19 protein-coding genes are annotated in these 24,203 nt (G+C 67.6%); 13 read left to right on the top strand and 6 right to left on the bottom strand.

Going from position 1 to position 24,203, the window contains the following annotated elements; translation table 11 throughout:
• Window positions 1-112 precede the first annotated feature (112 nt).
• From C1932_RS16640 to gnd, 4 genes are all read left to right on the top strand, one after another.
• Window positions 113-2,290 (top strand): carboxy terminal-processing peptidase, encoded by a 2,178-nt coding sequence (locus tag C1932_RS16640; RefSeq protein WP_108762913.1) that lies wholly within the window; start codon window positions 113-115, stop codon window positions 2,288-2,290.
• Between the two features lie 178 nt (window positions 2,291-2,468).
• Window positions 2,469-3,128, top strand: coding sequence for a DUF2242 domain-containing protein (locus C1932_RS16635; RefSeq protein WP_108762912.1), 660 nt, complete (start codon window positions 2,469-2,471; stop codon window positions 3,126-3,128).
• A gap of 2 nt (window positions 3,129-3,130) precedes the next feature.
• Complete coding sequence (locus C1932_RS16630; protein ID WP_108762911.1) at window positions 3,131-4,387, top strand: hypothetical protein; 1,257 nt, start codon at window positions 3,131-3,133, stop codon at window positions 4,385-4,387.
• A 10-nt stretch (window positions 4,388-4,397) separates the two neighbouring features.
• On the top strand, window positions 4,398-5,303 hold the full coding sequence (gnd, locus tag C1932_RS16625; RefSeq protein ID WP_108762910.1) for a phosphogluconate dehydrogenase (NAD(+)-dependent, decarboxylating): 906 nt from the start codon (window positions 4,398-4,400) through the stop codon (window positions 5,301-5,303).
• A gap of 507 nt (window positions 5,304-5,810) precedes the next feature.
• On the opposite strand, the gene C1932_RS16620 is transcribed toward gnd, so the two are convergent.
• Window positions 5,811-6,854 (bottom strand): oxidoreductase, encoded by a 1,044-nt coding sequence (locus tag C1932_RS16620; protein ID WP_108762909.1) that lies wholly within the window; start codon window positions 6,852-6,854, stop codon window positions 5,811-5,813.
• A 171-nt stretch (window positions 6,855-7,025) separates the two neighbouring features.
• Between C1932_RS16620 and C1932_RS16615 the strand changes: the two genes are divergently transcribed.
• From C1932_RS16615 to C1932_RS16600, 4 genes are all read left to right on the top strand, one after another.
• Complete coding sequence (locus tag C1932_RS16615) at window positions 7,026-7,412, top strand: BON domain-containing protein (protein ID WP_108750513.1); 387 nt, start codon at window positions 7,026-7,028, stop codon at window positions 7,410-7,412.
• Between the two features lie 126 nt (window positions 7,413-7,538).
• Window positions 7,539-9,356, top strand: coding sequence for an ATP-binding protein (locus tag C1932_RS16610; RefSeq protein ID WP_108762908.1), 1,818 nt, complete (start codon window positions 7,539-7,541; stop codon window positions 9,354-9,356).
• Window positions 9,353-9,793: a response regulator gene (locus tag C1932_RS16605; RefSeq protein WP_108750515.1), complete on the top strand. Its 441-nt coding sequence runs from the start codon at window positions 9,353-9,355 to the stop codon at window positions 9,791-9,793. The genes C1932_RS16610 and C1932_RS16605 overlap by 4 nt, the downstream gene beginning before the upstream one ends.
• A 4-nt stretch (window positions 9,794-9,797) precedes the next feature.
• On the top strand, window positions 9,798-11,309 hold the full coding sequence (locus C1932_RS16600; RefSeq protein ID WP_108762907.1) for an ATP-binding protein: 1,512 nt from the start codon (window positions 9,798-9,800) through the stop codon (window positions 11,307-11,309).
• A 27-nt stretch (window positions 11,310-11,336) separates the two neighbouring features.
• Here C1932_RS16600 and C1932_RS16595 read toward each other — a convergent pair whose 3' ends face one another.
• Entirely contained in the window at window positions 11,337-12,089 is a 753-nt protein-coding gene (locus C1932_RS16595) for a 20S proteasome subunit A/B (protein WP_108762906.1), read from the bottom strand.
• A gap of 92 nt (window positions 12,090-12,181) precedes the next feature.
• On the opposite strand from C1932_RS16595, the gene folK reads away from it, so the two are divergent.
• Window positions 12,182-12,667, top strand: coding sequence for a 2-amino-4-hydroxy-6-hydroxymethyldihydropteridine diphosphokinase (gene folK, locus C1932_RS16590; RefSeq protein ID WP_108754165.1), 486 nt, complete (start codon window positions 12,182-12,184; stop codon window positions 12,665-12,667).
• A gap of 86 nt (window positions 12,668-12,753) precedes the next feature.
• Here folK and C1932_RS16585 read toward each other — a convergent pair whose 3' ends face one another.
• Complete coding sequence (locus C1932_RS16585; RefSeq protein WP_108762905.1) at window positions 12,754-13,491, bottom strand: pteridine reductase; 738 nt, start codon at window positions 13,489-13,491, stop codon at window positions 12,754-12,756.
• A 58-nt stretch (window positions 13,492-13,549) separates the two neighbouring features.
• Between C1932_RS16585 and C1932_RS16580 the strand changes: the two genes are divergently transcribed.
• Both C1932_RS16580 and C1932_RS16575 read left to right on the top strand, forming a co-directional pair.
• Window positions 13,550-14,734 carry an SAM-dependent methyltransferase gene (locus C1932_RS16580; protein ID WP_108762904.1) on the top strand — a complete coding sequence of 395 codons (1,185 nt, stop codon included), beginning with the start codon at window positions 13,550-13,552 and terminating at the stop codon, window positions 14,732-14,734.
• Window positions 14,731-15,123: a VanZ family protein gene (locus tag C1932_RS16575; RefSeq protein WP_108754162.1), complete on the top strand. Its 393-nt coding sequence runs from the start codon at window positions 14,731-14,733 to the stop codon at window positions 15,121-15,123. The genes C1932_RS16580 and C1932_RS16575 overlap by 4 nt, the downstream gene beginning before the upstream one ends.
• A 64-nt stretch (window positions 15,124-15,187) precedes the next feature.
• On the opposite strand, the gene C1932_RS16570 is transcribed toward C1932_RS16575, so the two are convergent.
• From C1932_RS16570 to C1932_RS16560, 3 genes are all read right to left on the bottom strand, one after another.
• Window positions 15,188-17,521 carry a family 20 glycosylhydrolase gene (locus C1932_RS16570; RefSeq protein ID WP_108762903.1) on the bottom strand — a complete coding sequence of 778 codons (2,334 nt, stop codon included), beginning with the start codon at window positions 17,519-17,521 and terminating at the stop codon, window positions 15,188-15,190.
• Window positions 17,522-17,649: 128 nt separating this feature from the next.
• Window positions 17,650-20,274: a TonB-dependent receptor gene (locus C1932_RS16565; RefSeq protein ID WP_108762902.1), complete on the bottom strand. Its 2,625-nt coding sequence runs from the start codon at window positions 20,272-20,274 to the stop codon at window positions 17,650-17,652.
• Between the two features lie 135 nt (window positions 20,275-20,409).
• A complete protein-coding gene (locus C1932_RS16560; RefSeq protein WP_108762901.1) occupies window positions 20,410-21,426 on the bottom strand; it encodes a glucokinase family protein in 1,017 nt (338 codons plus the stop codon).
• Window positions 21,427-21,801: 375 nt separating this feature from the next.
• Here C1932_RS16560 and C1932_RS16555 point away from each other — a divergent pair, with 375 nt between their 5' ends.
• The gene (locus C1932_RS16555; RefSeq protein WP_108762900.1) at window positions 21,802-23,091 is read left to right on the top strand and encodes a sugar MFS transporter; all 1,290 of its coding nucleotides are present in this window, start codon (window positions 21,802-21,804) and stop codon (window positions 23,089-23,091) included.
• Between the two features lie 39 nt (window positions 23,092-23,130).
• On the top strand, window positions 23,131-24,198 hold the full coding sequence (locus C1932_RS16550; protein WP_108757167.1) for a LacI family DNA-binding transcriptional regulator: 1,068 nt from the start codon (window positions 23,131-23,133) through the stop codon (window positions 24,196-24,198).
• Window positions 24,199-24,203: the final 5 nt, after the last annotated feature.

Below are 24,203 nucleotides of genomic sequence, written 5' to 3'. Positions count from 1 at the left end.
GCTGGTTTTCCACCGATCGTGGGCGGATGACAAATCCGGCAACTTTCGGCACTGTCGTGGTGTCTGAACACCGCGCAGTCTCCCCCTTGGCAAGCCGCCCTTGAGCACGTTCATGAAATTCAAAGCCCCTGCATTCCTGATGGCCCTGGCGCTGGTAGCGCCGCTGGCGCTGGCGGCCAAGACCGATTCGCCGGCCTTGCCGGCTGCGGCTACCGCCGACCAGGTGACTACCTCCAAGCTGGTCTACGGTCTGCTGTCCGACAGCCGCTACGCCTACCGGCCGCGCGCGCTGGACGAAGCCACCGCCAAGGACGTGTTCAAGCGGTACCTGGACACGCTGGACGGCGGCAAGCAGTACTTCACCCAGGCCGACGTGACCCGCTTTGCGCCGTTCGAGGCCAACATCGCCAATGCCATCCGTGGCGGCGAGATGGAACCGGCGTTCCAGGTGTTTGCCGTCTACAAGCAGCGCGTGGGCGAGCGTGTGGCCTACGCGCGCAAGCTGCTGAAGCAGGAACCGGACTTCACCACTGACGAGCGCTTCGAGTACGACCGCAAGGACGTGCCGTGGGCCGCCAGCAGCGCTGAACTGGACGAGCTGTGGCGCAAGTCGGTGAAGAATGACTGGCTGCGCCTGAAGCTGGCCGGCAAGAAATCCGACGACATCCGCAAGACGCTGGACAAGCGCTACGCCACGATGGAAAAGTCGGTGAACGAGCTGAAGGGCGAAGACGTCTTCCAGTTCTTCATGAACGCCTACACCAGCGCGGTCGATCCGCACACCGATTACTTCACCCCGCGAACGGCCGAGAACTTCAACCAGGCCATGTCGCTGTCGCTGGAAGGCATTGGCGCGCAGCTGCAGCGCCAGGATGACGTGGTGGTGATCCGCGAGATCATCGCCGGTGGCCCGGCCGCCGTGGACGGCACGCTGAAGCCGGGCGACCGCATCGTGGGCGTGGGCCAGGGCAAGTCGGGCACCATCGAAGATGTGATCGGCTGGCGCATCGACGACGTGGTGGCCAAGATCCGTGGCGCCAAGGACACCCAGGTCAAGCTGGAATTCATTCCGGCCGAAGAGGGCGCCGACGGCAAGCACCACACCCTGGTGCTGACCCGGCAGAAGGTGCGCCTGGCCGAACAGGCCGCCAAGGGCGAAACCATGACCATTCCGGGCAAGGACGGCGAGCCCGAGCGCAAGGTGGGCGTGATCAAGCTGCCGACCTTCTACCAGGACTTCGAAGGCCGCCGCCGCAACGCGACCGACTACGCTTCTGCCACCCGCGACGTGGCCAAGCTGCTGGCCGGCTTCAAGAACGACAAGCTGGACGGCGTGGTGCTGGACCTGCGCAACAACGGTGGCGGTTCGCTGGACGAAGCCGTTGAACTGACCGGTCTGTTCATCGAACAGGGCCCGGTGGTGCAGGTGCGTGAATCCGGCGGCCGGGTGACCGTGAACAACGACCGCAACCAGGGCGTGGCCTGGGACGGCCCGCTGGCCGTGCTGATCAACCGCGGTTCGGCCTCGGCCTCGGAAATCTTCGCCGGCGCCATCCAGGATTACGGCCGTGGCCTGGTCATTGGTGAAACCACCTTCGGCAAGGGCACGGTGCAGAACATCGTGGATCTGGACCGTTGGCCGAGCGGCGAGACCCAGCGCTTCGGCCAGGTGAAGCTGACCATTGCCCAGTTCTTCCGCATCAGCGGCAGCAGCACCCAGCATAAGGGCGTGGTGCCCGACCTGGCCTTCCCGGCCAGCGTGGATGCCACCGAATTCGGCGAAAGCACCTACGACAACGCCTTGCCGTGGACCCGCATCGCCGCCGTGCCGCACACCCAGTACGGCAACTTCGCGCCGCTGCTGCCGAAGCTGGAAACCCGCCACGACACCCGTATCGCCACCGACAAGGAATTCCAGTGGTGGAACGAGGACGTGCAGCAATTCCGCACCGAGGCAGAGAAGAAGTATGTGTCGCTGAACGAGGCCACCCGCCGTGCCGAGCGTGAGCGCCAGGACACCCAGCGCAAGGAGCGCCAGGTGATCCGCAAGGAACTGGGCCTGGCCCTGGACCCGCTGGCCGACGACAGCAGCGATGATGGCCTGACCGGTAACGAGCGCGACATCGTGAAGGATGCCGCCCGCGAGAAGGCCGCCGAGAAGCGTCCGGACCCGCTGCTGCGTGAATCGGCCGCGATCCTGGCCGATGCGGTGAACCTGCTGGAAACCGACCGCCCGCTGTCGGCGCAGGTGCTGCCGCAGTCCACCGGCGTGGGCCGCTGGGCCGATTGATCGCACCGCACCGTGATACCCGACGGGGCCGGCAATGCCGGCCCCGTTTCGTTTGGCGGTAGTGCCGGGCCATGCCCGGCAGACGTCGATGAACCGGCAGCAACGGGCCGGCCGTCCTCGACCCGCCGCACACGGTGCCGGGTCTACCCTTGGGGCTTCCGTTCTCGCAGGAGCACCCATGCGGGCCCCGCGCATCCGTTTTCCCCTGCTGGCCATGGCTGGCACCCTGGCTCTGGCCGGCTGTGGCGGCCGCGCCGCCGACAACGCGCTGCTGCGCGAATCGTTCGATTCGGGCGATACCTTCTCGCGCACCGTCGATGGCCGCCCGGCCGAAGCCTGCGAAGCCGCCCGCCGCACCCTGCTCAGCCAAGGCTATGCGATTGCCCGGGCCGACGATGGCCAGGTGGAGGGCAACAAGAACTTCCAGCCGCGCGAAGACGACCACGAGCAGCTGGTGCTGCGCATTTCCTGCGCCCCGCGCGGCGCCGACCAGGCGCTGGTGTTCGTCAGCGCGGTGCAGGACCGCTATGCGCTGAAGAAGAGCCCGACCTCGGCCAGCGTGGGCGTGGGCGCGCTGGGCTCAGTGTCGCTGCCGTTCGGCAGCAACGACGATTCGCTGGTGAAAGTGGCCAGCAGCACCATTACCGATGCCGATTTCTACCGGCGCTTCTTCCAGCGCCTGCAGCAGTACCTGCCGGCGGCTGCGGCCAAGCCCGCGCCCCCTGCGGCCAGCGCGCCGCAGCCGGCACCGTTGCCAAGCCCGCCGCTGCCCACCGAGCCTGTGCGCCCCGAACCCACTCCGGTCGATGTGCCGGCGCCGGCGGCGGCCCAAGGCTGAGCATGCGCGGGCGGGCGCTGTTGCTGGGCCTGCTGCTGGCCGGCCCGCTGGGCAGCCACGCGGCGCCCGCGGTGGACTGCACGCAGGGGCTGCTGCAACGGCTGGGCTGGCGCTTTGAAGCCAGCGCACTGCCGGCGCCCGACATTCACGGCGGCCCGGTGTGCCAGCGTGCCTCGCTGGCCGATGCGCAGGCCGCCGGTGATCTGCGCGTGCGCTGGCCGGCGGATCTGCCCGACACCGCGCGGCAGGCGCTGCTGCAGCAGCTGCTGGACGACCCCGCGACGGTCTGCGCGTACAGCTTCCTGCTGGGTGCGGCCACGCGCAGTGCCACCCAGGCACTGCAGGACAACCCCGGCTTCCGGTTTTCCGGCCTGCAACTGGGTTGGGTCGGCTTCGGCGCGCGCGGAGCCGCGGCGCAGGGCTGGCAACGCACGCGCAGCTTCGGTCGCGGCTACGTGCCTCAGGGCAGCAACAGTGCAGCGCTGCAGGCCTTCCAGAGCGGCCGCGTGCGCGCCGAATGCGGGGTCGGCCGGCAGGTGGCACAGCTGGCCAGCCAGCGCGCGCTGTATGGCGATGCGGCCTTCGATGCGGAGTTCAGCCCGGCCGAGCTGTCGATCGGCACCTTCCTGGGCCTGCACGCCACCGACAGCATCCTGCTGGGCGCACACGCCGGCGACTTCGTGGCCGACGGCAAGGCGGTGCGCGCGTCGGCGCAGGGGGGGCAGGCGTTCGTCGGCCTGCCCGGCTTCATTGAACACGTGGGCGACAAGGCGCTGCTGGACGATCTGAACAACCAGGCCGAGAACTTCGTGGTGGTGGATGTGGGCGCCGACGCCGCGCAGGCGCTGGCCGCGCACGCGGGGTTTGCCTGGTACGACCAGCGCAATGCGCAACTGTGGCGGTTGGCGCAGGGCATTCCGCGGGTCGGCCGGCGCTACTTCGAGCGGCTGCTGTACGAACGCGATCCGGCGCTGCGGGCGCAGCTGGCACCGCGCTACCGCGCCACCCTGGAACGCATGGACCAGTTGCTGGACGATCCGTTCTACCAGCAGTTCGTGATCTATGTGCACCCACGCGGTATACGTCCCATCGGCTACCACATCGTGCGCCTGCTCGACCGGAACCCGCGTACCGCGTTTTCCATCGACCTGGCGTTGCACAATCTGCATACCACGCTCTACCGGCGTTGGCGCCAGGCGCAACTGCGTGCCTGCGCGACGACCGGCCGGCCAGGCAGCCTGACTTCCGACAACAACTGAAGGTGAAACAATGGATATTGCAATGATCGGCCTGGGCCGCATGGGCGCCAACATGGCCCAGCGCCTGCATCGCGGCGGCCACCGCGTGGTGGGTTACGACCCCGGCGAAGGCGCGCGCCAGCGTGCGGCCGAGGCCGGCCTGCAGGTGGTCGATTCGCTGGCCGCCGCGGTGGCCGCGCTGCCGGTGCCGCGCGTGGTGTGGCTGATGGTGCCGGCTGGCGAAACCGTGGACCAGACGCTGGGCCAGCTGACCCCGCATCTGGCCGAGGGCGACATCGTGATCGACGGCGGCAATTCCAACTACCAGGACTCAATGCGCCGCGCCAAGGCGCTGGCTGAAGATGACCTGGGCTACGTGGACTGCGGCACCAGCGGTGGCGTGTGGGGCTTGCAGGAAGGCTACAGCCTGATGGTGGGCGGCGACGCGGCGGTGGTCGAGCAGATCGCGCCGCTGCTGCGTACGCTGGCGCCGGCCGAAGATCGCGGTTGGGGACGAGTGGGGCCGTCGGGCGCTGGCCACTTCACCAAGATGGTCCACAACGGCATCGAATACGGAATGATGCAGGCTTACGCCGAAGGCTTCGCGCTGATGGAGCGCAAGGACGAGCTGCAGCTGGACCTTGCCCAGGTGGCTGAAGTGTGGCGCCACGGCAGCGTGGTGCGTTCGTGGCTGCTGGACCTGAGCACCGAAGCGCTGAAGCGCAATCCGTCGCTGGATGGCATCGCCCCGTACGTGGAAGATTCCGGCGAAGGCCGTTGGACCGTGGCCGAAGCCATTGCCCTGGATGTACCGGCGCCGGTGATCACCCTGTCGCTGCTGGAACGCCTGCGCTCGCGCGAATCCAACTCGTTCACCGACCGCCTGTTGTCGGCCATGCGCAACGAGTTCGGCGGCCACGCCATCAAGAAGTCGTAAGCAATCGGGGTCGGAGCCCTTTCCGCAGGAAAGGGGGCCGACCCCGCCGATTCCGATTGTTTCCACGTCATCCACGCATGGCGTGCGAGCGTCGGGGTCGGATCCCTTTCCGCAGGAAAGGGCTCTGACCCCATGGCGCCAGGTGCAGTCGAGCATGGCTCGACTCTACAAAGGCGTGTTCCGATCATTTCCACGTCATCCACGCATGGCGTGGATCTACTGGCAGATCGCGGGGAATTGTCGAAGGCGGGGTGGGTCCGGTTGCGGGGGCGTGAGCCGCATGGGCCCGAGGCATGCCTCGGGCGGGTTGGGCAGGACGCCCAACCCCGGTCTTGCCGTGTGCGCAGGAAAGCGCACGCGAGCAAGCGGCGACCGAGCCTACAGGGACGTACTTGCGGCGTCCCCCGCAACCGGACCCACCCCGCCATCCCCAGATAGCCCGCTTTTGACGTTGCTTCAGTCGAGCATGGCTCGACTCTACAGGGGTGCAGGGCGCAGCCCTGCCGGTCATCCCAGTGCGATCCGCCGCCCTTGCTGGGCGCTGTCCATGCCCGCCTGCAGCAACTGCATCACCTGCAGCGCCTGCGCCAGGCTGACCGTCGGCTCACCGTCGCCATGCAGCGCGGCGGCGAACTGCGCGTACAGGTGCCGATAATCACCGGGCATGTTGTCCACCGTGCTGCGCTGCACGCTGTCGTCGGCATCGCAACGCAGCAGTTCGCCATGCCGTGGGTCGATGCCCCAGCCCGGCGCGCCCGGCGCCACGCCACGGCGCAACTGCGCTTCCTGCACATCCAGACCGTATTTCACCCAGCTCGCCAATTCACCGTGCACGGCGAAACGCGGCGTCGGTGCGGCCACCAGCGAACCGGCATGCACGATGGCCCGATGGCGCGGGTAGTGCAGCACCGCGTGGAAATAATCCACGCCACTGCCGCCGCTGCGTTGCACGGCCAGGTCGGCATCGATTGCCTGCGGCCAGCCGAACAGCACCAGCATCTGGTCCAGCAGGTGCGGCCCCAGGTCGTACCACAGGCCGCTGCCGGGCCCGTCCTGTTCGCGCCAGCGATCGCGTACCTGCGGCCGGTAGCGGTCGAAGTGTGCATGGCATTCGGCCACCTCGCCCAGCACGCCCTGTGCCAGCAGTGCCTGCAGGGTGAGGAAGTCAGCATCGAAGCGCCGGTTCTGGAACACGCTGACGATGCGCCCGGCATCGCACGCCGCAGCTGCCACAGCGTTGGCTTCGGCCATGTCCAGCGCGAAAGGTTTGTCCACCAGCACGTGCTTGCCAGCGGCCAGCGCGGCCAGCGCCAGCGGCGCATGCTGCGCATTCGGGGTCGCGATCACCACCGCATCCACCGCAGGATCATCGAACACCTGTTGCGGCGTGTCGCGCACGTGCACATCGCTGAAGCTGCGCAGCAGCGTGTCGCGCTGCGAACTGACGATGCTGTGCAGGGCCAGGCCAGGCGTGTGCTGGATCAGCGGTGCATGGAACACACGGCCGGCCAAGCCGTAGCCGATCAGGGCCAGTTGCAGATCGGGGCGCATGGCAGGTCTCCGTGGGGGCGGGAAGGGCAGGGTAAACGAGCACGCGCGCTGCGCAAAACTGAACGGTTTGCCGTGCAATGGAGCTGATTCACGGCGGCATGACCGTGGCGCCACGCCTGCCACACATGCCGGTGCGCACACTGGCGCCACACACAGAAGGAGCACCGCACGATGAGCACCCTGACCCGCACGATGATTGCTTCGGCCCTCACCCTGGGCCTGGCCCTGTCCTCCTCTGCTGCATTCGCCAAGGATCCGGCCGCCAAGAGCCCGCCGAAGGCCGACCATTCGGCGATGACCCATGCCGATCGCCACGATTCCAACGAGCCGGTGACCGACAGCTGGATCACCACCAAGGTGAAGGCGGACCTGCTGGCCAGCAGCAATGTGCCGGGCACCGAAGTGAAGGTGGAAACGGTGAACGGCGTGGTCAGCCTGAGCGGCACGGTGGCCACCCAGGCTGAGCATGACAAGGCGGTGACCACGGCCAAGGGCATCAAGGGCGTGACCCGCGTTGATGCGGCGGCGCTGAAGGTGAATGCCGCCGCCAAGCGCTGAGGCCAGCGCCAGACCCTGCAACACGACGGGGGCGTCCAACGGGCGCCCCCGTTTTTGCCGCGCCCGGGAAACCCCGTGACCGTCTGCGCTATATTGCCGGTTCCGCTGCGGTGCTGACGAGGGACTATGGCGCTGGTGTTCAGTGATGATGTCTGGGACCGCTGGCGATTGCCGGCCTTGGCCCTGGCGGCGGCCGCGATCATCGTGGTGCCGTGGCTGACCCTGCGCAAACTGCAGCAGGACAACGAGGCGGCGATGGCCTGGGTGACCCATACCCAGGCCGTGGGCGTGGCCCTGCAGCAGCTGCAGGCCGATGTGCGCGATGTGGAATCGGCGGCGCTGACCCTGTCCAAGGGCGTGGACGCGCCCGGCCTGCGCGCGCGCATGGCCAGGGCGCAGGACATTCCCGGCCGCCTGGCCGAACTGGGCCGGCTGACCCGCGACAACCCCGAACAGCTGATCCGTATTGGTCGCATCGAAGCGATGCTGGACGGGCGCATGGCGCTGGCGCGCGAACTGGCCCGTGCCGAACCCAATACCGACCAGCGCGAGCTGGTGCAGGATCTGAGCACCCGCTATCCGATCCGTGGCCTGGTGGAAGAACTGCAGGCCAGCGAGCAGAAACTGCTGGCCCAGCGTGCCGAGCAGGCCAGCCGCCAGCGCCGCCAGACCGAGTTCATTTCGTGGAGTTCACTGGCGGTGCAGTTGGCCCTGCTGGGCTTGGTGCTGTGGCTGCTGCAACGGCAGATCGGGCGCCGCCTGCAGGCCGAGCGGCAGTCGTTGCGCGCGGCCGGGCGTGCGGCGTCGGTGCTGCAGACCGTGCGCGAACCCATCGTGCTGCTGGATCGCGAACTGCGCGTGCAGCTGCACAACCCGGCATTTTCCGAGCTGTACGACCTGCAGGATGAGCGCGCCGACGGCATGCTGCTGGGCGATGTCGGCGACGGTGCATGGACGGACCCGGTGGTGCGCCAGCGCCTGGCCGATGTGCTGCTGCGCGGCCGCGAACTGTGGGATTTCGAACACGAACAGCGCACCGCCGATGGCATGGTGCGCTACATGCTGTTGAACGCACGGCGCATGCCGCTGCCCGACAGTGACGATGAAGTGGTGTTGCTGACTATCAGCGATGTGACGGTGCAGCGTGCCGTGCAGTGGCGCGTGGAAGAGCTGAACCGGCAGCTGGAAGGCAAGGTCGCGCAGGTGTCCGAGGTCAACCGCGAACTGGAAGCCTTCAGCTATTCGGTCTCGCACGATCTGCGCGCACCGCTGCGCCACGTTGCCGGTTTCTCGGACAAACTGACGCGCCACCTGGGCGACGACGCGGACGAGAAGAGCCGCCACTACCTGGACGTCATTTCCAGTTCGGCGCGGCGCATGGCCGCGCTGATCGACGATCTGCTGGTCTATTCGCGGCTGGGCCGCGCGGCCATGCGCCAGCAGGCCGTGGACATGCAGACGCTGGTGGCCGACACGCGCGCCATGCTCGACGCCAACCTGAAGACCGATGCCGAAGCCGGCGCGCCCGCGCACAGCGTGGAGTGGACGATTGCACCGCTGCCGATCGTGGTGGCCGATGAAAACATGATGCGCCAGGTGTGGCTGAACCTGCTGGGCAACGCGGTGAAGTATTCAGGTAACCGTGACCCAGCGAAGATCCGTGTGGACTACCAAGCACAGCCCGATGGCGGTCATCAGTTCACAGTCAGCGACAATGGTGCAGGCTTCGACATGGCCTACGCGGCCAAGTTGTTCGGGGTGTTCCAGCGCCTGCACAAGGCCAGCGACTACCCCGGTACCGGTATCGGCCTGGCCAGCGTGCGCCGCGTGCTGACCCGCCATGGTGGCCGCATCTGGGCCGAAGCCGAGCCCGATGCCGGCGCCACCTTCCACTTCTACCTGCCTCCCGCGCTGGACGCGGTCAACCAAGGTCCTTCCGCATGACAACTCTGCGTACCATCCTGCTGGCCGAAGACAGCCCGGCCGACGCTGAAATGGCCATCGATGCGCTGCAGGAAGCGCGCCTGGCCAACCCCATCGTGCACGTGGAAGACGGCGTGGAAGTGATGGATTACCTGCTGCGCCGCGGTGCCTTCGCCGACCGCGAGGAAGGCCTGCCGGCGGTGCTGCTGCTGGACATCAAGATGCCGCGCATGGATGGCCTGGAAGTGCTGCGGCAGATCCGCGAACACGAAGAGCTCAAGCGCCTGCCGGTGGTCATCCTGTCCTCCTCGCGCGAGGAAAGCGATCTGGCGCGCAGCTGGGACATGGGCGTGAATGCCTACGTGGTCAAGCCGGTGGACGTGGACCAGTTCTTCGGTGCCGTGCAGACCCTGGGCAAGTTCTGGGCGCTGATCAACCAGGCGCCGGAGCGCGAGTAAACCCATGGTCCTGACCGCCCACGCGCTCGGCCCGCTGCGCATCCTGCTGGTGGAAGATTCGCCGGAAGATGCCGAGCTGATGTCCGAACAGATTCTGGACGCAGGCCTGGAGGCCCGCTTCGAACGCGTGGAAAGCGCGGGCGAGCTGCGCCAGGCGCTGGCCGGTTTCCTGCCTGACATCGTGCTGTCCGACCTCAGCATGCCGGGCTTTTCCGGTGATGAAGCGCTGCGCATCGTGCGCGAGAGCGCGCCGGATGTGCCCTTCATCTTCGTCTCGGGCACGATGGGCGAAGACAACGCAGTGGAAGCGCTGCAGAAGGGCGCCAACGATTACATCATCAAGCACCAGCCGGCGCGCCTGCCGTCGGCGGTGGCGCGTGCGGTACGCGAGGCACGCAGCGCGGTGGAGCGCATGCGCGTGGAAACCGAGCTGATGCGCGCGCAGCGCCTGGAAAGCCTGTCGCTGCTGGCGGCGGGGTTGAGCCATGACCTGCGCAACATCCTGCAGCCGCTGCTGATCATGCCGGACCTGTTGAAGGCGCGTACCCAGGACCCGCAGCTGCACCACCTGGCCGATGTGATTGCCGAATGCGGGCGCCGTGGCCATGAGATGGCCGAATCGATGCTGTCGTTCGTGCGCGGCTCGCGCAAGCCCAGCGAACACATCCGCATCGATGATCTGTTCCAGGCGGTGGCGCTGCTGTTGCGCAGCAGCGTGCCCGATGCGGTCACCCTGGATGTACAAGTGCAGGACGAAGGCCTGGCCGTGGATGCCAATTCCACCGAGCTGCAGCAGGTGCTGTTGAACCTGGCGTTGAATGCGATCCAGGCGATGCCCGATGGCGGCCGCCTGAGCCTGGTGGCGCGCCACGATGGCCAGCGCGAGGGCGTGGACTGGATGCGCATTGCCGTGGCCGACGAAGGCATCGGCATGGACGCAGATACGCTGTCGCACCTGTTCAATCCCTTCTTCACTACCAAGGCCGAGGGCACCGGGCTGGGTCTGATGTCGTGCAAGCGCATCGTCGAAGGCGCCGGCGGCAGCATCCAGGTCAGCAGCCAGCCGGGGCAGGGCAGCTGTTTCGAGCTGCACCTGCCCATGCACGACCGCGCCGACCGCAGCGAGCCGGTGGAACAGCTGGTGGCGCTGGGCAGTGGCCAATCGATCCTGGTGGTGGATGGCGAAGCCACGCGACTGTCGCTGCTCGGCAATGCGCTGTCCAGCCAGGGCTACCAGTTGCAGTTGGCTTCCGACGGCCCGGCGGCGCTGCGCTGGATGCAGCAGGAGGCGATGCCGGCGCTGGTGATTGCCGATGCGGGATCGCGGTTGTTGCCGGCCAGCCAGCTGCTGGGCGAAATGGCCGCACTCGGCTATCGCGGCCCGGCGCTGGTGCTGGAAGAGGCGCAGGTGGACATGCCCGCCGACGATATTCCGGACGGCATCCAGGTGCATGTGCTGCGCAAGCCGCTGCAGATGCAGCAGGTGTTCCGCGCCGTGGCCGAAGCACTGGCCTGAGCGCAGGCCGCCGGGCATGACCCGGCGCTACCCCGCTTCGTCGCGCGAGGTTTCCCACGGGAACCTGGGCAGGCTTTCCACTGCCTGTTCCAGGCGCCGCGACCAGTTCTGGTGGATGTCGGCGTACAGCGCCGAATCGGCCCCCAGCCGCAACTGCTGGCCGACCCGCAGCTCGCCATCGCGGATCAGTGCCAGATCGATCGGCAGGCCCACCGACAGGTTCGAACGGATGGTGGAATCGAGAGAGACGATGGCCGTGCGCGCGGCATCGCCCAAGCGCGTGGCCGGGCTGAGGATACGGTCCAGGATCGGCTTGCCGTACTTGGATTCGCCGATCTGCAGGTACGGCGTTTCCGGTGAAGCGGCAATCGCGTTGCCCAGCGGGTACACCATGTACAGGCCGGGCCGCTCGCCGGCCACCTGGCCGCCGAAGATCAGCGTGGCCTGGGTGTTCACCCCGTCGTGGCCGTGTTCGCTGTGCTGGCACTTCACCTGGCTGTCCACCAGCAGCTGGCCCACGTAGGCCGCGGCCTCGAACAAGTGGCTCATATCGCGCAGGTTCGGCGTGCGCCGTTCGGCGGCATCGCGGGCCAGGCGCGAGACCAGCAGCTGGGTGGTGGCCAGGTTGCCGGCGGCCATCAGCACGAACGCGGCCTGGCCGGGGTAGTCGAACACGTGCAGCTTGCGGTGCACGCGCACGTCGTCCAGCGAGGCATTGGTGCGGGTGTCGGCGGCGAAGACCAGGCCTTCATCCACCTCGATTCCAACGCAATAGGTCATGTCGGTGCCCTATCATGTGCGTCCCGGAGTGTAGGCAGGCCGCCGTGATGACGGCATGCCCACGTCCCCCAGAACGCCGCCACCGGAATCGCATGACCACCGTGCTCCTGAGCCTGGGCAGCAACGTCCAGCCCCGCCGCTACCTCCACGCCGCGGTGGCGGCCCTGCGCGAGCGTTTCGGCGCCGTGCGGGTGTCGCCGGCCTACCAGACCGCCGCCGTCGGCTTCGAAGGCCCGGCCTTCCTCAACAACGCCGTGGCGATCGAGACCGACCTGCCGCTGCAGGAACTGGACGACTGGCTGCATGCGCTGGAAGACGCGCATGGGCGCGATCGCAGTGGACCGCGTTTTTCCGACCGTACGCTGGACATCGACGTGGTGTTCTACGGCGATCTGATCGTGGAAGGCCCCGGGCACCTGCGCATTCCGCGCCCGGAACTGAAGCACGCCTTCGTACTGAAACCGTTGGCCGATATCGCCCCGGATTTCATCGACCCGGTCAGTGGCCAGGACCTGGCCACGCTGTGGCGGGCGCACCGGCAGCATGGCGAGACGTTCGAGGTGGTCGATCTCGCGTAATGGCGGTTCCCGCTGCGCTCGCCGGGCATGGCCCGGCGCTCCCCTCCGCCCGCATCGGTAGCGCCGGGCCATGCCCGGCGGAACGCTCAACTCACGGTGCGGCCGCCATCCACGCGCAGCGTGTGGCCGGTCACGAACTGCGCATCGGCCACCAGCCAATAGACCGCCTCGGCAATCTCTTCCACGGTGCCGATCCGCGCCAGCGGCGTGCGCGCCAGCAGCGCTTCGCGGGCGAAATCGTCCTTGCCTTGTTCCGGCCACAGGATCGCGCCGGGGGCGACCGCGTTCACCCGCACCTTCGGGGCCAGCTCCAGCGCCAGCGAACGGGTGGCCATTTCCAGCGCGGCCTTGGCCATCGTGTAGGCCACGTGGTCGCGCATCGGGTCGGTGCCGTGCAGGTCGGTCAGGTTCACGATGCTGCCGTGCTGGCGGCGCAGGTGCGGGGCGGCGGCCTGGGCCAGCAGCAGCGGGGCGCGCGCATTCACCGCATACAGTTCGTCCATCGCCTCGGCGGTGACCTGGCCCAGTGGGGTGGCGAAGAAGTTGGAGGCATTGTTGACCAGCGCATCCAGGCGGCCGAAGTGGGCCACCGCCTGGTCCACCAGGTCGGGCAGGGCGGCGGCGTCACGCAGGTCGGCCTGCAGGGCCAGCACGCTGCCGGGGCGGAAGTTTTCCAGATCGAAGGCGGCCTGCTGCAGTTCGGCGCTGGATGTATGCGCGTGCAGCACCACCGACCAGCCACAGGCGTGGAACTGGCGGGCAATGGCCGCGCCGATCCGGCGTGCGCTGCCGGTGACCAGGGCCACGGGGGCGGTGTCGCTCATGAGGGTCCTCCAAGGCTCGGCTATCCTGTGCACCATTGTCACCGCATTCGAAGACGCCATGCAGCCCACCTTCCCCCTGCCCGAAGCCGATGCCCTGGCCCACAGCGACCAGCTGGCCGCCGCCCTGCGCGCTGAAATCCTTGCGCAGGGTGGGGCGATGCCGTTCTCCCGCTTCATGGAACTGTGCCTGTACGCGCCGGGCTGGGGCTATTACAGCGCCGGTGCCAGCAAGTTCGGCGGCAGTGGCGATTTCACTACCGCGCCGGAACTGGGCGGCCTGTTCGCCGGCAGCGTGGCCAACGCGCTGGCGCCGGTGTTCGGCCAGCTGGGCGCGCACGCCCGCCTGCTGGAACTGGGCGGCGGCACCGGTGCATTCGCCGAAGCCGTGCTGCTGCGCCTGGCCGAGCTGGACGCCCTGCCGGCGCGCTACGCGATCCTGGAACCCAGTGCCGACCTGCGCCAGCGCCAGCAGCAGCGCCTGCAGCAGAACCTGCCGGCCGAGCTGGCCGCGCGCGTGGAGTGGGTGGACCGCCCGTTCGACGATGACTGGGAAGGCGTGGTGTTCGCCAACGAAGTGATCGACGCGCTGCCCACGCCGCGCTTCCTGGTGAAGGACGGCGAGGTCTATGAGGAAACCGTGGAGCTGGATGGCCAGGGCAACTTCATGCGCGGCGCACAGCCGGCCGATGTGCTGCTGAACGGCGCGGTGCGCCATATCGAGCGCTATCTGGAAAAACCCTTCGCCGAGGGCTATCGCTCCGAGGTGCTGCCGCAGCTGCCGTACTGGCTGCAGGCGGTGGCCGGGGGCCTGCAGCGCGGTGCGATGCTGTTCGTCGATTACGGCTACAGCCGCGCCGAGTTCTACCAGCACGACCGCGATGACGGCACGGTGCGCGCGTTCTACCGCCACCACGTGCACAACGAGGTGTACCGCTGGCCGGGCCTGCAGGACATCACCGCGTCGGTGGATTTCACCGCGATGGCCGAGGCCGGCCTGCACGCGGGCTTTGATCTGGCCGGTTACTGCAGCCAGGCCAGCTTCCTGCTCGGCAACGGCCTGGACCAGGTGCTGGTACTGGCCGAAGAGCGCACCGATGAGGTGGGCCGCATCCAGCTGCGTGACCAGGTGAAGAAGCTGACCCTGCCGACCGAGATGGGCGAGCGCTTCCAGGTGATCGGCCTGCAGCGCGATGTGGATTTCGAGCCGGCCTTCGAACTGGGTGACCTGAGCTGGCGCCTGTGAGTGCGGCGCTGCCGCTGCTCAAACCGCTGCGCCGGCCGCGGCTGTGGGCGGCGCTGTGGGCGCTGGCGGTGCTGGTGGTGATCGTGGTCTGCCTGATCCCGCCGCCGCCGCTGGACCTGCCGAAGAACAGCGACAAGGTCGAGCACGTCCTGGCCTATTTCATCCTGGCCGGCAGCGCCGTGCAGTTGTTCCGCCGTGGCCGCCCACTGCTGTGGGCGGGCGTGGGCCTGGTGCTGATGGGCGTGTGCATCGAGTTCGCGCAGGGCGCGCTGACCAGCAACCGCAGTGCCGACGCGATGGATGCCATCGCCAACACGATCGGCGTGCTGGCGGGCATGGGCACCACCTTTACCCCGCTGCGCGACCTGCTGCTGCGCTGGCGCGGGTGAGGGCTCCGATCGGGGTCAGAGCCCTTTCCTGCGGAAAGGGATCCGACCCCAGGACCGGGGGCGCTTACCGCAGCGTGGCTTCGTCCAGTACCCACATCGCCGGGCGGGTGTCGCCGGTGAAGTTGATGCACAGATCATCGGTGCCTGTCAGGCCGGCCGGCAGTGTGGCGTGCAGGGTCACGAAGCCATCGGCATCGGGCTTTTCCGGCAGCGGCACTTCGGCCAGCACCGGGCCGCTGCAGTCGCCGCGGCGGATGCGCATCTCACCGTTCGCGCGCGTGGCCTTCTCGAACTTGCGCGCCGGTTCGTCGTGGGCCAGCTGGAAGTAGTACGGAATGCGCCCGGCACGCACGTCGATGTGGCTGATACCGGCCAGCTGTGCATCGGCCCAGCGCCAGCACGGCTGGAAGATATCCACGTTGAACACGGCACGCTCGCCTTCGCGCGGGCCGTCGTCTTCAAGGCGCAGCACCAGGCCCTTTTCGCCCACGCAGCTGAGCAGCTGCTGGCTGCGGCGACTCAGCAGCGACCGCGCGCTGTAGTCGACCACGGTGGGCGCAGCGGCCAGCATCTGGCCCTGGTAGAACGCGGCCGCCTGCACGGTGACCGGCAGCTTTTCGGTCAGCGGCGTGGTGTACAGCGGCGACTGCGCGGTCACCGGCTTGCCATCGGTGCGGTAGCGCACCTCGTAGCCCAGCGGGTTGGACAGCGACACCGTTACGGTGTTGGCGGCGCGGTTGTCGGTCTGGCCCACGGCCACCTGGAACGGCGTCTGGGCGTAGGCCAGGCCCCAGGCGCGGTAGCGCTGCAGCTGCGCCGGCAGGCGGGCCAGGAAATCGCGGAAATCACGCTGCGCGACCGGGCTCCAGCCGGTTTCGGCCACCGCCGCCAGGCGTGGGAACAGGTTGTGCTGCAGGCGCGCGTAGCTGCGCGTGTGCTCGGTGAACATGTTCGCCTGCAGGCCCAGGATATGGCCGCGCTTGTCGGCGGCCAGTTCGGCCGGCACCGGCTCGAAGGCGTACAGCTTGGCCAGGTTCACCTGTGCCGGGCGGCCCGGCGGTTCGTTCGGCGAAGCGGTCTGCAGGTAATCCAGGTACAGGTGGGTGACCGGTGACATGATCACGTCGTGGCCGGCGCTGGCCGCGGCCAGGCCGCCTTCGGTGCCGCGCCAGGACATCACCGTGGCCTGCGGCGGCAGCCCGCCTTCCAGGATCTCGTCCCAGCCGATCAGGCGGCGGTCGTGTTCTTCCAGGAAGGTTTCCAGGCGCTTGATGATGTGGCTCTGCATGGCCATCTCATCCTTGATGCCCAGCTGGCGCATGCGCTGCTGCACGCGCGCCGAGGCGATCCACTGGTCTTTCACTGCTTCGTCGCCGCCCACATGCACGTAGCGCGCGGGGAACAGCGCGATCACTTCTTCCAGCACGTTTTCCAGGAACTGCACCGTGCTGTCTTCGGTATTGAACAGGTTGGGGAACACGCCCCATTCGCTGATCGGCTGCAGCGGGGTGCTGATCGAGCCCAGTTCGGGATAGGCCGCAATGGCGGCGGTGGCGTGGCCGGGCACGTCGATTTCCGGAATCACCTGGATATGCAGCTTGGCCGCATAGGCAATCACTTCGCGGATCTGGTCCTGGGTGTAGTAGCCGCAGTACGGGTACTGCTTGCCGCTGACCGGATCGATGCCGCCATCGCCGGCGGGCAGACGGCAGCTGCCGACGCTGGTCAGCTTCGGGTAGCGCTTGATCTCCATGCGCCAGCCCTGGTCGTCGGTCAGGTGCCAATGGAAGGTGTTGAGCTTGTGCGCGGCCATCGCATCGAGCACGCGCTTGATCTCGTCCAGGCTCTGGAAATGGCGCGCCGAATCGAGCATGAAACCGCGCCAGCTGAAGCGCGGTTCGTCGGAAATCTGCACGGCCGGCAGTACGCCATTGCTGCCGCCGGTGGCCAGCTGGGCCAGGGTGGTGGCGCCGTAGAACAGGCCGGTCTCGTTGCCGGCCTGCACCCGCACGCCCTGTGCGTCGCTTTCCAGCGTGTAGCTTTCGCCGCTGTCGCGGAAGGTCGGCACGATCTGGAACTGGATGCTGCCCGTGTTCGCCACTGCGTCCTCACGCGCTGCGGCCAGGCGCGGGCCACCGCTGCGCGCCAGCAGGTCGGCAAACTGCGCGGCCACGCGCTGTGCGGCTTCGCCGTCGGCCAGCAGCGGGGTGTCGGCACGCACGGTGATGCCCGCACCGGTGCCGCGCTGTACCCGCGCCGGGGCGGGAATCAGCATCAGGCTGCCATCACGCAGTTGCGGGCCCGGGCCCGAATCCAGGGCCGGCGCATCGGCGGCCAGCGCCGGCAGGGCCGCGAACAGGGTGCCCAGCAGCAGCGGGGCAAGCGGGGAAAATCGCATCGTGTCACTCCTGTGGTGGGCGGCCTGCAGTGGCCGCCGCGCGGGCGCCTGTGCAGGCGCCCACCGGTATCCCATCGTACGACGGGCCCGGAAGACCGGGCCCGTCGCGCGTGTTGCACTGCGCTGGCTTAGAACTTGAAGTGCACGGTGGCCATGTAGCGGCGGCCACTCTTGTACTTGCCGGCCAGGTGTTCCTTGTCGCCCAGGTACTGGAAGTAGGTCTCGTCCAGCAGGTTCTGCGCGTCGATGTTCAACGACCAGTTGTCGTTGAAGGTGTAGCCGAAGCTGGCACCCAGTTCAGCGTAGTCATCCACGCTGGCCGGGGCCGCACCGGCCACGTAGCCACCGGCCAGGTAGCTGTCGCGCCAGTTGTAGGTCAGGCGGGCATTCACCGGGCCCTTTTCGAAGTACGGGCTGAGCGCGATGGCGTTGCGCGACTGGTAGGGCAGCGGATCGCCGGTGTTGTTCTCACCGTTGGCATAGGTGTAGTTGGCGGTCAGGCCGAAGCCGCTTTCACCGAAGGGCTGCTGCAGGCTGATGTTGAAACCCTTCACGTGGCCGCTGCCGGCATTGCGCGGGCGCTGGATGCTGTAATCGCAGTAACCGTCGGCGGTGCAGCCGTTGGTACCGACGATGTTCGCCCAGGTGGCCGGCGAGGTATCGCGGATCGAGTTGTACTGGCGCTCGATGGTGGCCGAGGTGTCGATGTAGTTGTCGATCTTCTTGTAGAACACCGACCACGCCACCACCGACTGCGGTGCATAGTAGTACTCGGCCGACGCGTTGAAGTTCCACGACTCGTACGGCGACAGATCGGCGTTGCCGCCCGAGCCGGTCAGGGTGGTGTCGTTCAGGAAGGTGTTGTTGACCATCTGGTTGTACGGCGCCCAGGCGATCACCTTCGCCGCGGCGAAGCGGAACACCCAGTCATTGTCGGTGTCCCAGGCCAGGCTCAGCGACGGCAGCACGAAGTCTTCCTTCTTGGTGCGGGTCTGCCACTTGCTGTCCAGGTCGGTCAGGGTGGGGGTGCCACCGTAGACGAAGCCGCTGCCTTCGGTCTTGGAATCGACGTAGCGCACGCCCAGGTTGCCGCGCAGCGGGCCGTTGGAGAAGTTCAACTGCGCGTAGGCGGCGTTGTTGGTCTGGGTGAGCGCCCAGCTGTTGTTGAGGTAGCTGGCCGGATCGGGGTTGCTGTAGTCGATCGGGCTGTTGCGCACCCAGTTCAGCACGTTGTCACGGCCGGCCTGCACGTGGCGGCCCTGGTCCGCGGTGAAGCCCTGGATGTCGGTCAGGCCGATGGTGCCCACGTCGGCCAGGGTGCCCGGGGTCACGCCGCCGTACACGTTCAGGGTGAAGGCTTCATCGTGCTTGCCATGGCGCACGCCGAACTGCAGCTGGTTGAAGATGCTGTCGAACTGCACGTTGAAGTCGAGCTGTGCGTAGGTGTCCTTGCTCTCGGTGGAGAACACGCCGTTGTTGCCGAACCAGCCACCGGCCGAACCCCAGTTGGCCGGATCGCGGGCACCGGCCGGGTCATCGAAGGTGATGCCCTTGTCCATGTTCCAGCTGTAGCCACCGTTGTAGAACGGTTCGATGAAGTACTGCGCCAGGTCCTTGTTTTCCGACTTGCTCTGGCCGACCTGGCCGCTGACGCCCCACGATTCGCTCTTCCACGCGCCGCGCAGGTCTACGCCCTTGGTGGTCACCTCGGACAGGCGCACGTTGTTGTCATAGATCAGCGTGCCGCTGTTGGCGGTGGCGCTGGCATCGGAATGGCCGCTGGTGGCCACGCCGTTGCGCACGGTGCCCAGCTGGTCCACCGCGTTCACGGTGCCCGGGTTCCAGGTCAGGAAGGAGTAGAGCGACTGGTTGTAGTTGTCGAACTTTTCCTTGATGTACAGGCCGCTCAGGTTGAACTCGAGTTCGTCGGTCGGCTTGAACTGCAGGTTGACCACGGCGCTGTCGCGCTTGCGTTCCTGCTGGAACCAGGCGGCGTTGAACGAGTTCGGCACGTCCACGTCGGCGGCCACGCCGGTGGCGTTGGCGAAGGTGCTGGCCTTTACGTAGCCGAACACTTCCTTGCCCTGGCGGTCCACCGCTTCTTCATAGTGCTGCGCCGACACGGCCACGCCGAAGGTCTCGGCATCGTTCTTCCAGCTGTACAGCACGGCCGCGTTCGGCTTGCCTTCGCTGGCCTGCTCGCTGTAGCTGTAGCCCACCGAGGCGGCCACTTCGTTCTGCTTCATGTCCAGCGGCTGGCGGGTGTGCATCAGCACGGTGCCGCCCAGGCTGCCTTCGGTCAGGCGCGCTTCGGAGGACTTGATGATTTCAGCGCGGCCCAGGATCTGCGGCGCCAGCAGGGTGTAGTCGAAGCCGCGGTTGGGCTGTTCGCCATACAGCCAGATGGCCTGCGCCACCGGGTGGTTGTCCAGGAAGGACAGGTTGAGGCTGGGGTCGGTGCCGTCGATGCTGACACGCTCGCCCTGGCCGAAGCGGCGGTCCAGGGTGACGCCCGGAATCTGCGACAGCGCTTCGGCCACGTTGGTGCTGGGGAACTTGCCGATGTCTTCGGCGGTGATCGCTTCAGACACGCCCACGTTGTTGCGCTTGGTGTCCAGCGACTTTTCCAGGCTGGCGCGGATACCCACCACCTGCACGGTGTCCAGGTCCTGCGGGGTCGTTTGCTGTGCATGCGCCGAGAAGGCGAGGCAGCCGACGATGGCTGCCGAAAGCAGAGTCTTGCGGGTGTTCATGATGTCTCTCCTCATCACTGGGTTGCGGTGTCGGCGGCGTGCGGTAGGTAGGAACGCGCACGGCTGCCTCTGCAGCAACCTGCGCGGTGGTGCGGATACAGCGCGTACAGCGTGTTGCGTACTGCGTATTGCCGATCAGGCGGGGTGGTGCAGCAGGAACCAGCTGGCGGCGCCGATCACGCCCAGCTGCCCATGCTCGACCACCTTCACCGGGATGCGTGCCAGCGCTTCGCCCATCGGCCCCTTCTGCAGGTAGCGTTCGACGAAGGTGCTGGCGCGCAGGTATTCGCGGATCTGCGGCAGGATGCCGCCGGCCAGGTAGACGCCACCGTGGGCGCCGTAGAACAGCGCCATGTCACCGATGGTGCTGCCCAGCAGGCCGCAGAACACATCCAGCGCCTGCCGTGCGTGTGCGTCGCTGCCGGACATGGCCGCCGCGGTGACCGCGTCGGGGCTGGCCAGCTGCGGGGCATCGCCCTGCAGGGCGCAGACGGCGTGGTACAGGTTCATCAGGCCGGGGCCGGACAGGGCGTGTTCGATCGACACATGCGCACGCTCGCGCTGCATGTGGCGCACGATGTCCATTTCCAGCGCAGTGCTGGCCGCCAGCGTGGGCTGGCCGGCTTCGGTGGCCAGGACCACCGGGCCGTTCGCGGTGGGAATCCACAACGCCGCGCCCAGGCCGGTGCCGGGGCCGACCACCAGGGTCGGGCCGCGCGCGGCGCTTTCGGGCCCGCACAGATGCAGCACGCCGCTGGCGTCCACCTGCGCGGCGGCATAGGCCACTGCTTCGAAGTCGTTGACGATGTGCACGCGCTGCACGCCCACCTCGGCTTCGATCTGCCGCGCCGACAACGGCCACGGCACGTTGGCGGTGATCACCGTGCCGTCTTCGCGGGCGTAGCCGGCGGTGGCCACCACGCAGTGCGCGGGGCGCGTGTCGTCGCCCAGGAAGTCGGAAAGGATGGCGGCCAGGCCGGCATGGTCGGCGTTGCGGTACTTGCGGTAGTCCAGCACCTGCACCGGATGGGCGGCATCGCCGCTGGCCTGTACCCGGGCCACGCGCACATGGGTGCCCCCAACGTCAGCGGCCAGGAACGAGGGCGCGTGACGGGAAAGCACATGGGCCGGGGCGGGATGGCTGGCGGTCACGCGGGCTCCTGCTGCAGGTGGGTACCGGGCCCACGAAAGACCCGGCGATGGGGCGGAGTCTGTAACTGCGCTGACAACGATGTCAACGAGTTCGTGACACTTTCGTTGCTGCGGCGCAACGAATCAAGTGCCGGGTAAACGTTTACAGCGCGTGATGGTCGGTCGGTCCCGCAGGCCGTTGTGTCACAGGCGTCAAGGCCTGTCGCGCATTCAGCGGTATTACCTCGCGTGTCCTTCTGCAGTGCAGCACCCGTTCGAACCGGTGCAGATTGGAAGTTGACAAACCGCCGCCGTCCATCGAAAGAATGTGACAACGTTGTTCCCAGCCACTCTCCGACGCCGCGTTCTGCGGCCGTCGCCGCAGGAGCCCTCCTGATGTCCGCCGTCCCCGCTGCAAGCGCGCGCCCGAACGTGGCCACCTCCATCGCCATCGTCGGCGTGTTGTTCTTCCTGATCGGCTTCTTCACCTGGCTCAACGGCCCGTTGATCACCTTCGTCAAGCTCGCCTTCGAGCTGAGCGAGGTCGGCGCCTTCCTGGTGCTGATGGTGTTCTACCTGTCCTACTTCTTCCTGGCGTTGCCCTCGTCGTGGATCCTGCGCCGCACCGGCATGAAGAAGGGCCTGAGCCTGAGCCTGCTGGTGATGGCCGGTGGCGCGGCACTGTTCGGCGAATTCGCCACCCAGCGCTGGTACCCCGGCGCACTGGGCGGCCTGTTCGTGATCGGCAGCGGCCTGGCGTTGCTGCAGACGGCCATCAACCCGTACATCTCCATCCTGGGGCCGATTGAAACGGCGGCGAGGCGCATCGCGTTGATGGGCATCTGCAACAAGATCGCCGGCATCCTGGCGCCAATCCTGATCGGCACGGTGGTGCTGCATGGCATTGGGGATCTGGACGTGCAGGTGCAGGCGGCCGATGCCGCGACCAAGGCCGTGCTGCTGAACCAGTTCGCCGCCAAGATCCACGCCCCGTACCTGGCCATGGCGGCGCTGCTGGTGGTACTGGCGGTGGCGATCCTGTTCTCGCCGCTGCCGGAAATCAAATCGTCCGAAGCCAACGCCACGCCGGTGGCCGCCGGTGCGGTCGAGCGCCGCAGCATCTTCCAGTTCCCGCACCTGTGGCTGGGCGTGCTTTGCCTGTTCGTGTACGTGGGCGTGGAAGTGATGGCCGGCGATGCCATCGGCACCTACGGCCATGGCTTCAACCTGCCGCTGGACGAGACCAAGATGTTCACCGCCTTCACCCTGGGCGCGATGCTGGTCGGTTACGTGGTCGGCCTGCTGGTGATTCCGCGGGTGGTGTCGCAGTCGCGCTACCTGACCCTGTCGGCGGTGCTGGGCGTGGTGTTCTGCCTGGGCGCGTGGGCAACGCACGGCTATGTGTCGGTGGCCTTCGTGGCCCTGCTGGGCTTTGCCAACGCCATGATGTGGCCGGCTATCTTCCCGCTGGCCATCCGCGGCCTGGGGCGCTTCACCGAAACCGGTTCGGCCCTGCTGGTGATGGGTATTGCCGGTGGCGCGATCATTCCGCAGCTGTTCGCCCTGCTCAAGCAGCACATCGATTTCCAGCTCACCTTCGTGCTGCTGATGGTGCCCTGCTACCTGTACATCCTGTTCTATTCGGTGGTGGGCCACCGCGTGGGCCTGCCGCAGGACCGGGGCTGATCGGCGATGATGGACGGCAGCCAACCCCAGGAAAAACCGATGCGCAGAGCGACCATCAAGGACGTTGCCGAAAAGGCCAAGGTCTCGCTGAAGACGGTATCGCGGGTGATCAACAACGAGCCCTCGGTGATGCAGGCCACCCGCGCGCGGGTGCTGCGTGCCATCGCCGAGCTGGACTACGAGCCCGATCCGTCCGCGCGCAACCTGCGCAGCGGCACCACCTTCGTGATCGGGCTGGTGTATGACAACCCCAACCCGTACCACATCATCGGCGTGCAGAACGGCGTGCTGGCGGCCTGCCGCGAAACCGGCTTCGGCCTGCAGATCCACCCCTGCGATTCCAGCTCGCCACTGCTGGCCGACGAGCTGGCCGACTGGGTGCAGCGTTCGCGCCTGGCCGGGCTGGTGCTGACGGCCCCGATGTCCGAGCGCCGCGACCTGATCCAGGCACTGACCGCGCGCGGCATCAAGCTGGTGCGCATCATTGCCGCCACCGAAGACCCGGCCGACGGTGCCTGCGTGTTCGTGGACGACCGCGAGGCCGCCTACGAGATCACCGAACACCTGATCCAGCTCGGCCACCAGCGCATCGGCTTCCTGTGGGGCGGCACCTCGCACCGTTCTTCCGGCGAACGTTACGCCGGTTACGAGGCGGCGCTGAAGGACTACGGCATGACCGTGGACAAGCACCTGGTGGTGCAGGGCGATTACACCTTCGACGACGGCTTCCGCGGGGCGCGCCGCCTGCTGGCGCTGCGCGAACCGCCCACTGCCATCTTCGGTTCCAACGATGAAATCGCCGCCGGCGTGCTGGCCGCGGCCAAGTCGGCCGGCATGAGCGTGCCCTACGACCTGTCCATTGCCGGCTTCGAGGACAGCCCGTTCTCGCGCCAGTCGTGGCCACCGCTGACCACCGCCAAGCAGGCCACCGAAGACATCGCCCGCCACGCCGCGCGCCTGCTGATCGGCCAGCTGCGCAGCGATGCCTACGATGAGGCGCCCGCGTCGCTGCACAACCAGGGCTTCGTGCCGCAGCTGGTGGTGCGCGGTTCCACTGCGCCGATGCGCCCGTCCGGCGCCCGTCCCCTTCCTTCCGAACCCGCCTGAGCCCG

Origin of the sequence: Stenotrophomonas sp. YAU14D1_LEIMI4_1 (assembly GCF_003086815.1) — a bacterium.
Taxonomy (GTDB): Bacteria; Pseudomonadota; Gammaproteobacteria; order Xanthomonadales; family Xanthomonadaceae; genus Stenotrophomonas.
This window is presented reverse-complemented; position numbering and strand designations above follow the sequence as displayed.

Excerpts from the sequence above, each read along its gene's own strand:
- gnd (WP_108762910.1), top strand. The coding sequence starts at position 4,398 with ATGGATATTGCAATGATCGGCCTGGGCCGCATGGGCGCCAACATGGCC.
- C1932_RS16605 (WP_108750515.1), top strand. The coding sequence starts at position 9,353 with ATGACAACTCTGCGTACCATCCTGCTGGCCGAAGACAGCCCGGCCGAC.
- folK (WP_108754165.1), top strand. The coding sequence starts at position 12,182 with ATGACCACCGTGCTCCTGAGCCTGGGCAGCAACGTCCAGCCCCGCCGC.
- C1932_RS16600 (WP_108762907.1), top strand. The coding sequence starts at position 9,798 with ATGGTCCTGACCGCCCACGCGCTCGGCCCGCTGCGCATCCTGCTGGTG.
- C1932_RS16595 (WP_108762906.1), bottom strand. The coding sequence starts at position 12,089 with ATGACCTATTGCGTTGGAATCGAGGTGGATGAAGGCCTGGTCTTCGCC.
- C1932_RS16550 (WP_108757167.1), top strand. The coding sequence starts at position 23,131 with ATGCGCAGAGCGACCATCAAGGACGTTGCCGAAAAGGCCAAGGTCTCG.
- C1932_RS16610 (WP_108762908.1), top strand. The coding sequence starts at position 7,539 with ATGGCGCTGGTGTTCAGTGATGATGTCTGGGACCGCTGGCGATTGCCG.
- C1932_RS16620 (WP_108762909.1), bottom strand. The coding sequence starts at position 6,854 with ATGCGCCCCGATCTGCAACTGGCCCTGATCGGCTACGGCTTGGCCGGC.
- C1932_RS16555 (WP_108762900.1), top strand. The coding sequence starts at position 21,802 with ATGTCCGCCGTCCCCGCTGCAAGCGCGCGCCCGAACGTGGCCACCTCC.
- C1932_RS16585 (WP_108762905.1), bottom strand. The coding sequence starts at position 13,491 with ATGAGCGACACCGCCCCCGTGGCCCTGGTCACCGGCAGCGCACGCCGG.
- C1932_RS16630 (WP_108762911.1), top strand. The coding sequence starts at position 3,131 with ATGCGCGGGCGGGCGCTGTTGCTGGGCCTGCTGCTGGCCGGCCCGCTG.
- C1932_RS16570 (WP_108762903.1), bottom strand. The coding sequence starts at position 17,521 with ATGCGATTTTCCCCGCTTGCCCCGCTGCTGCTGGGCACCCTGTTCGCG.
- C1932_RS16565 (WP_108762902.1), bottom strand. The coding sequence starts at position 20,274 with ATGAACACCCGCAAGACTCTGCTTTCGGCAGCCATCGTCGGCTGCCTC.
- C1932_RS16615 (WP_108750513.1), top strand. The coding sequence starts at position 7,026 with ATGAGCACCCTGACCCGCACGATGATTGCTTCGGCCCTCACCCTGGGC.
- C1932_RS16580 (WP_108762904.1), top strand. The coding sequence starts at position 13,550 with ATGCAGCCCACCTTCCCCCTGCCCGAAGCCGATGCCCTGGCCCACAGC.
- C1932_RS16640 (WP_108762913.1), top strand. The coding sequence starts at position 113 with ATGAAATTCAAAGCCCCTGCATTCCTGATGGCCCTGGCGCTGGTAGCG.
- C1932_RS16635 (WP_108762912.1), top strand. The coding sequence starts at position 2,469 with ATGCGGGCCCCGCGCATCCGTTTTCCCCTGCTGGCCATGGCTGGCACC.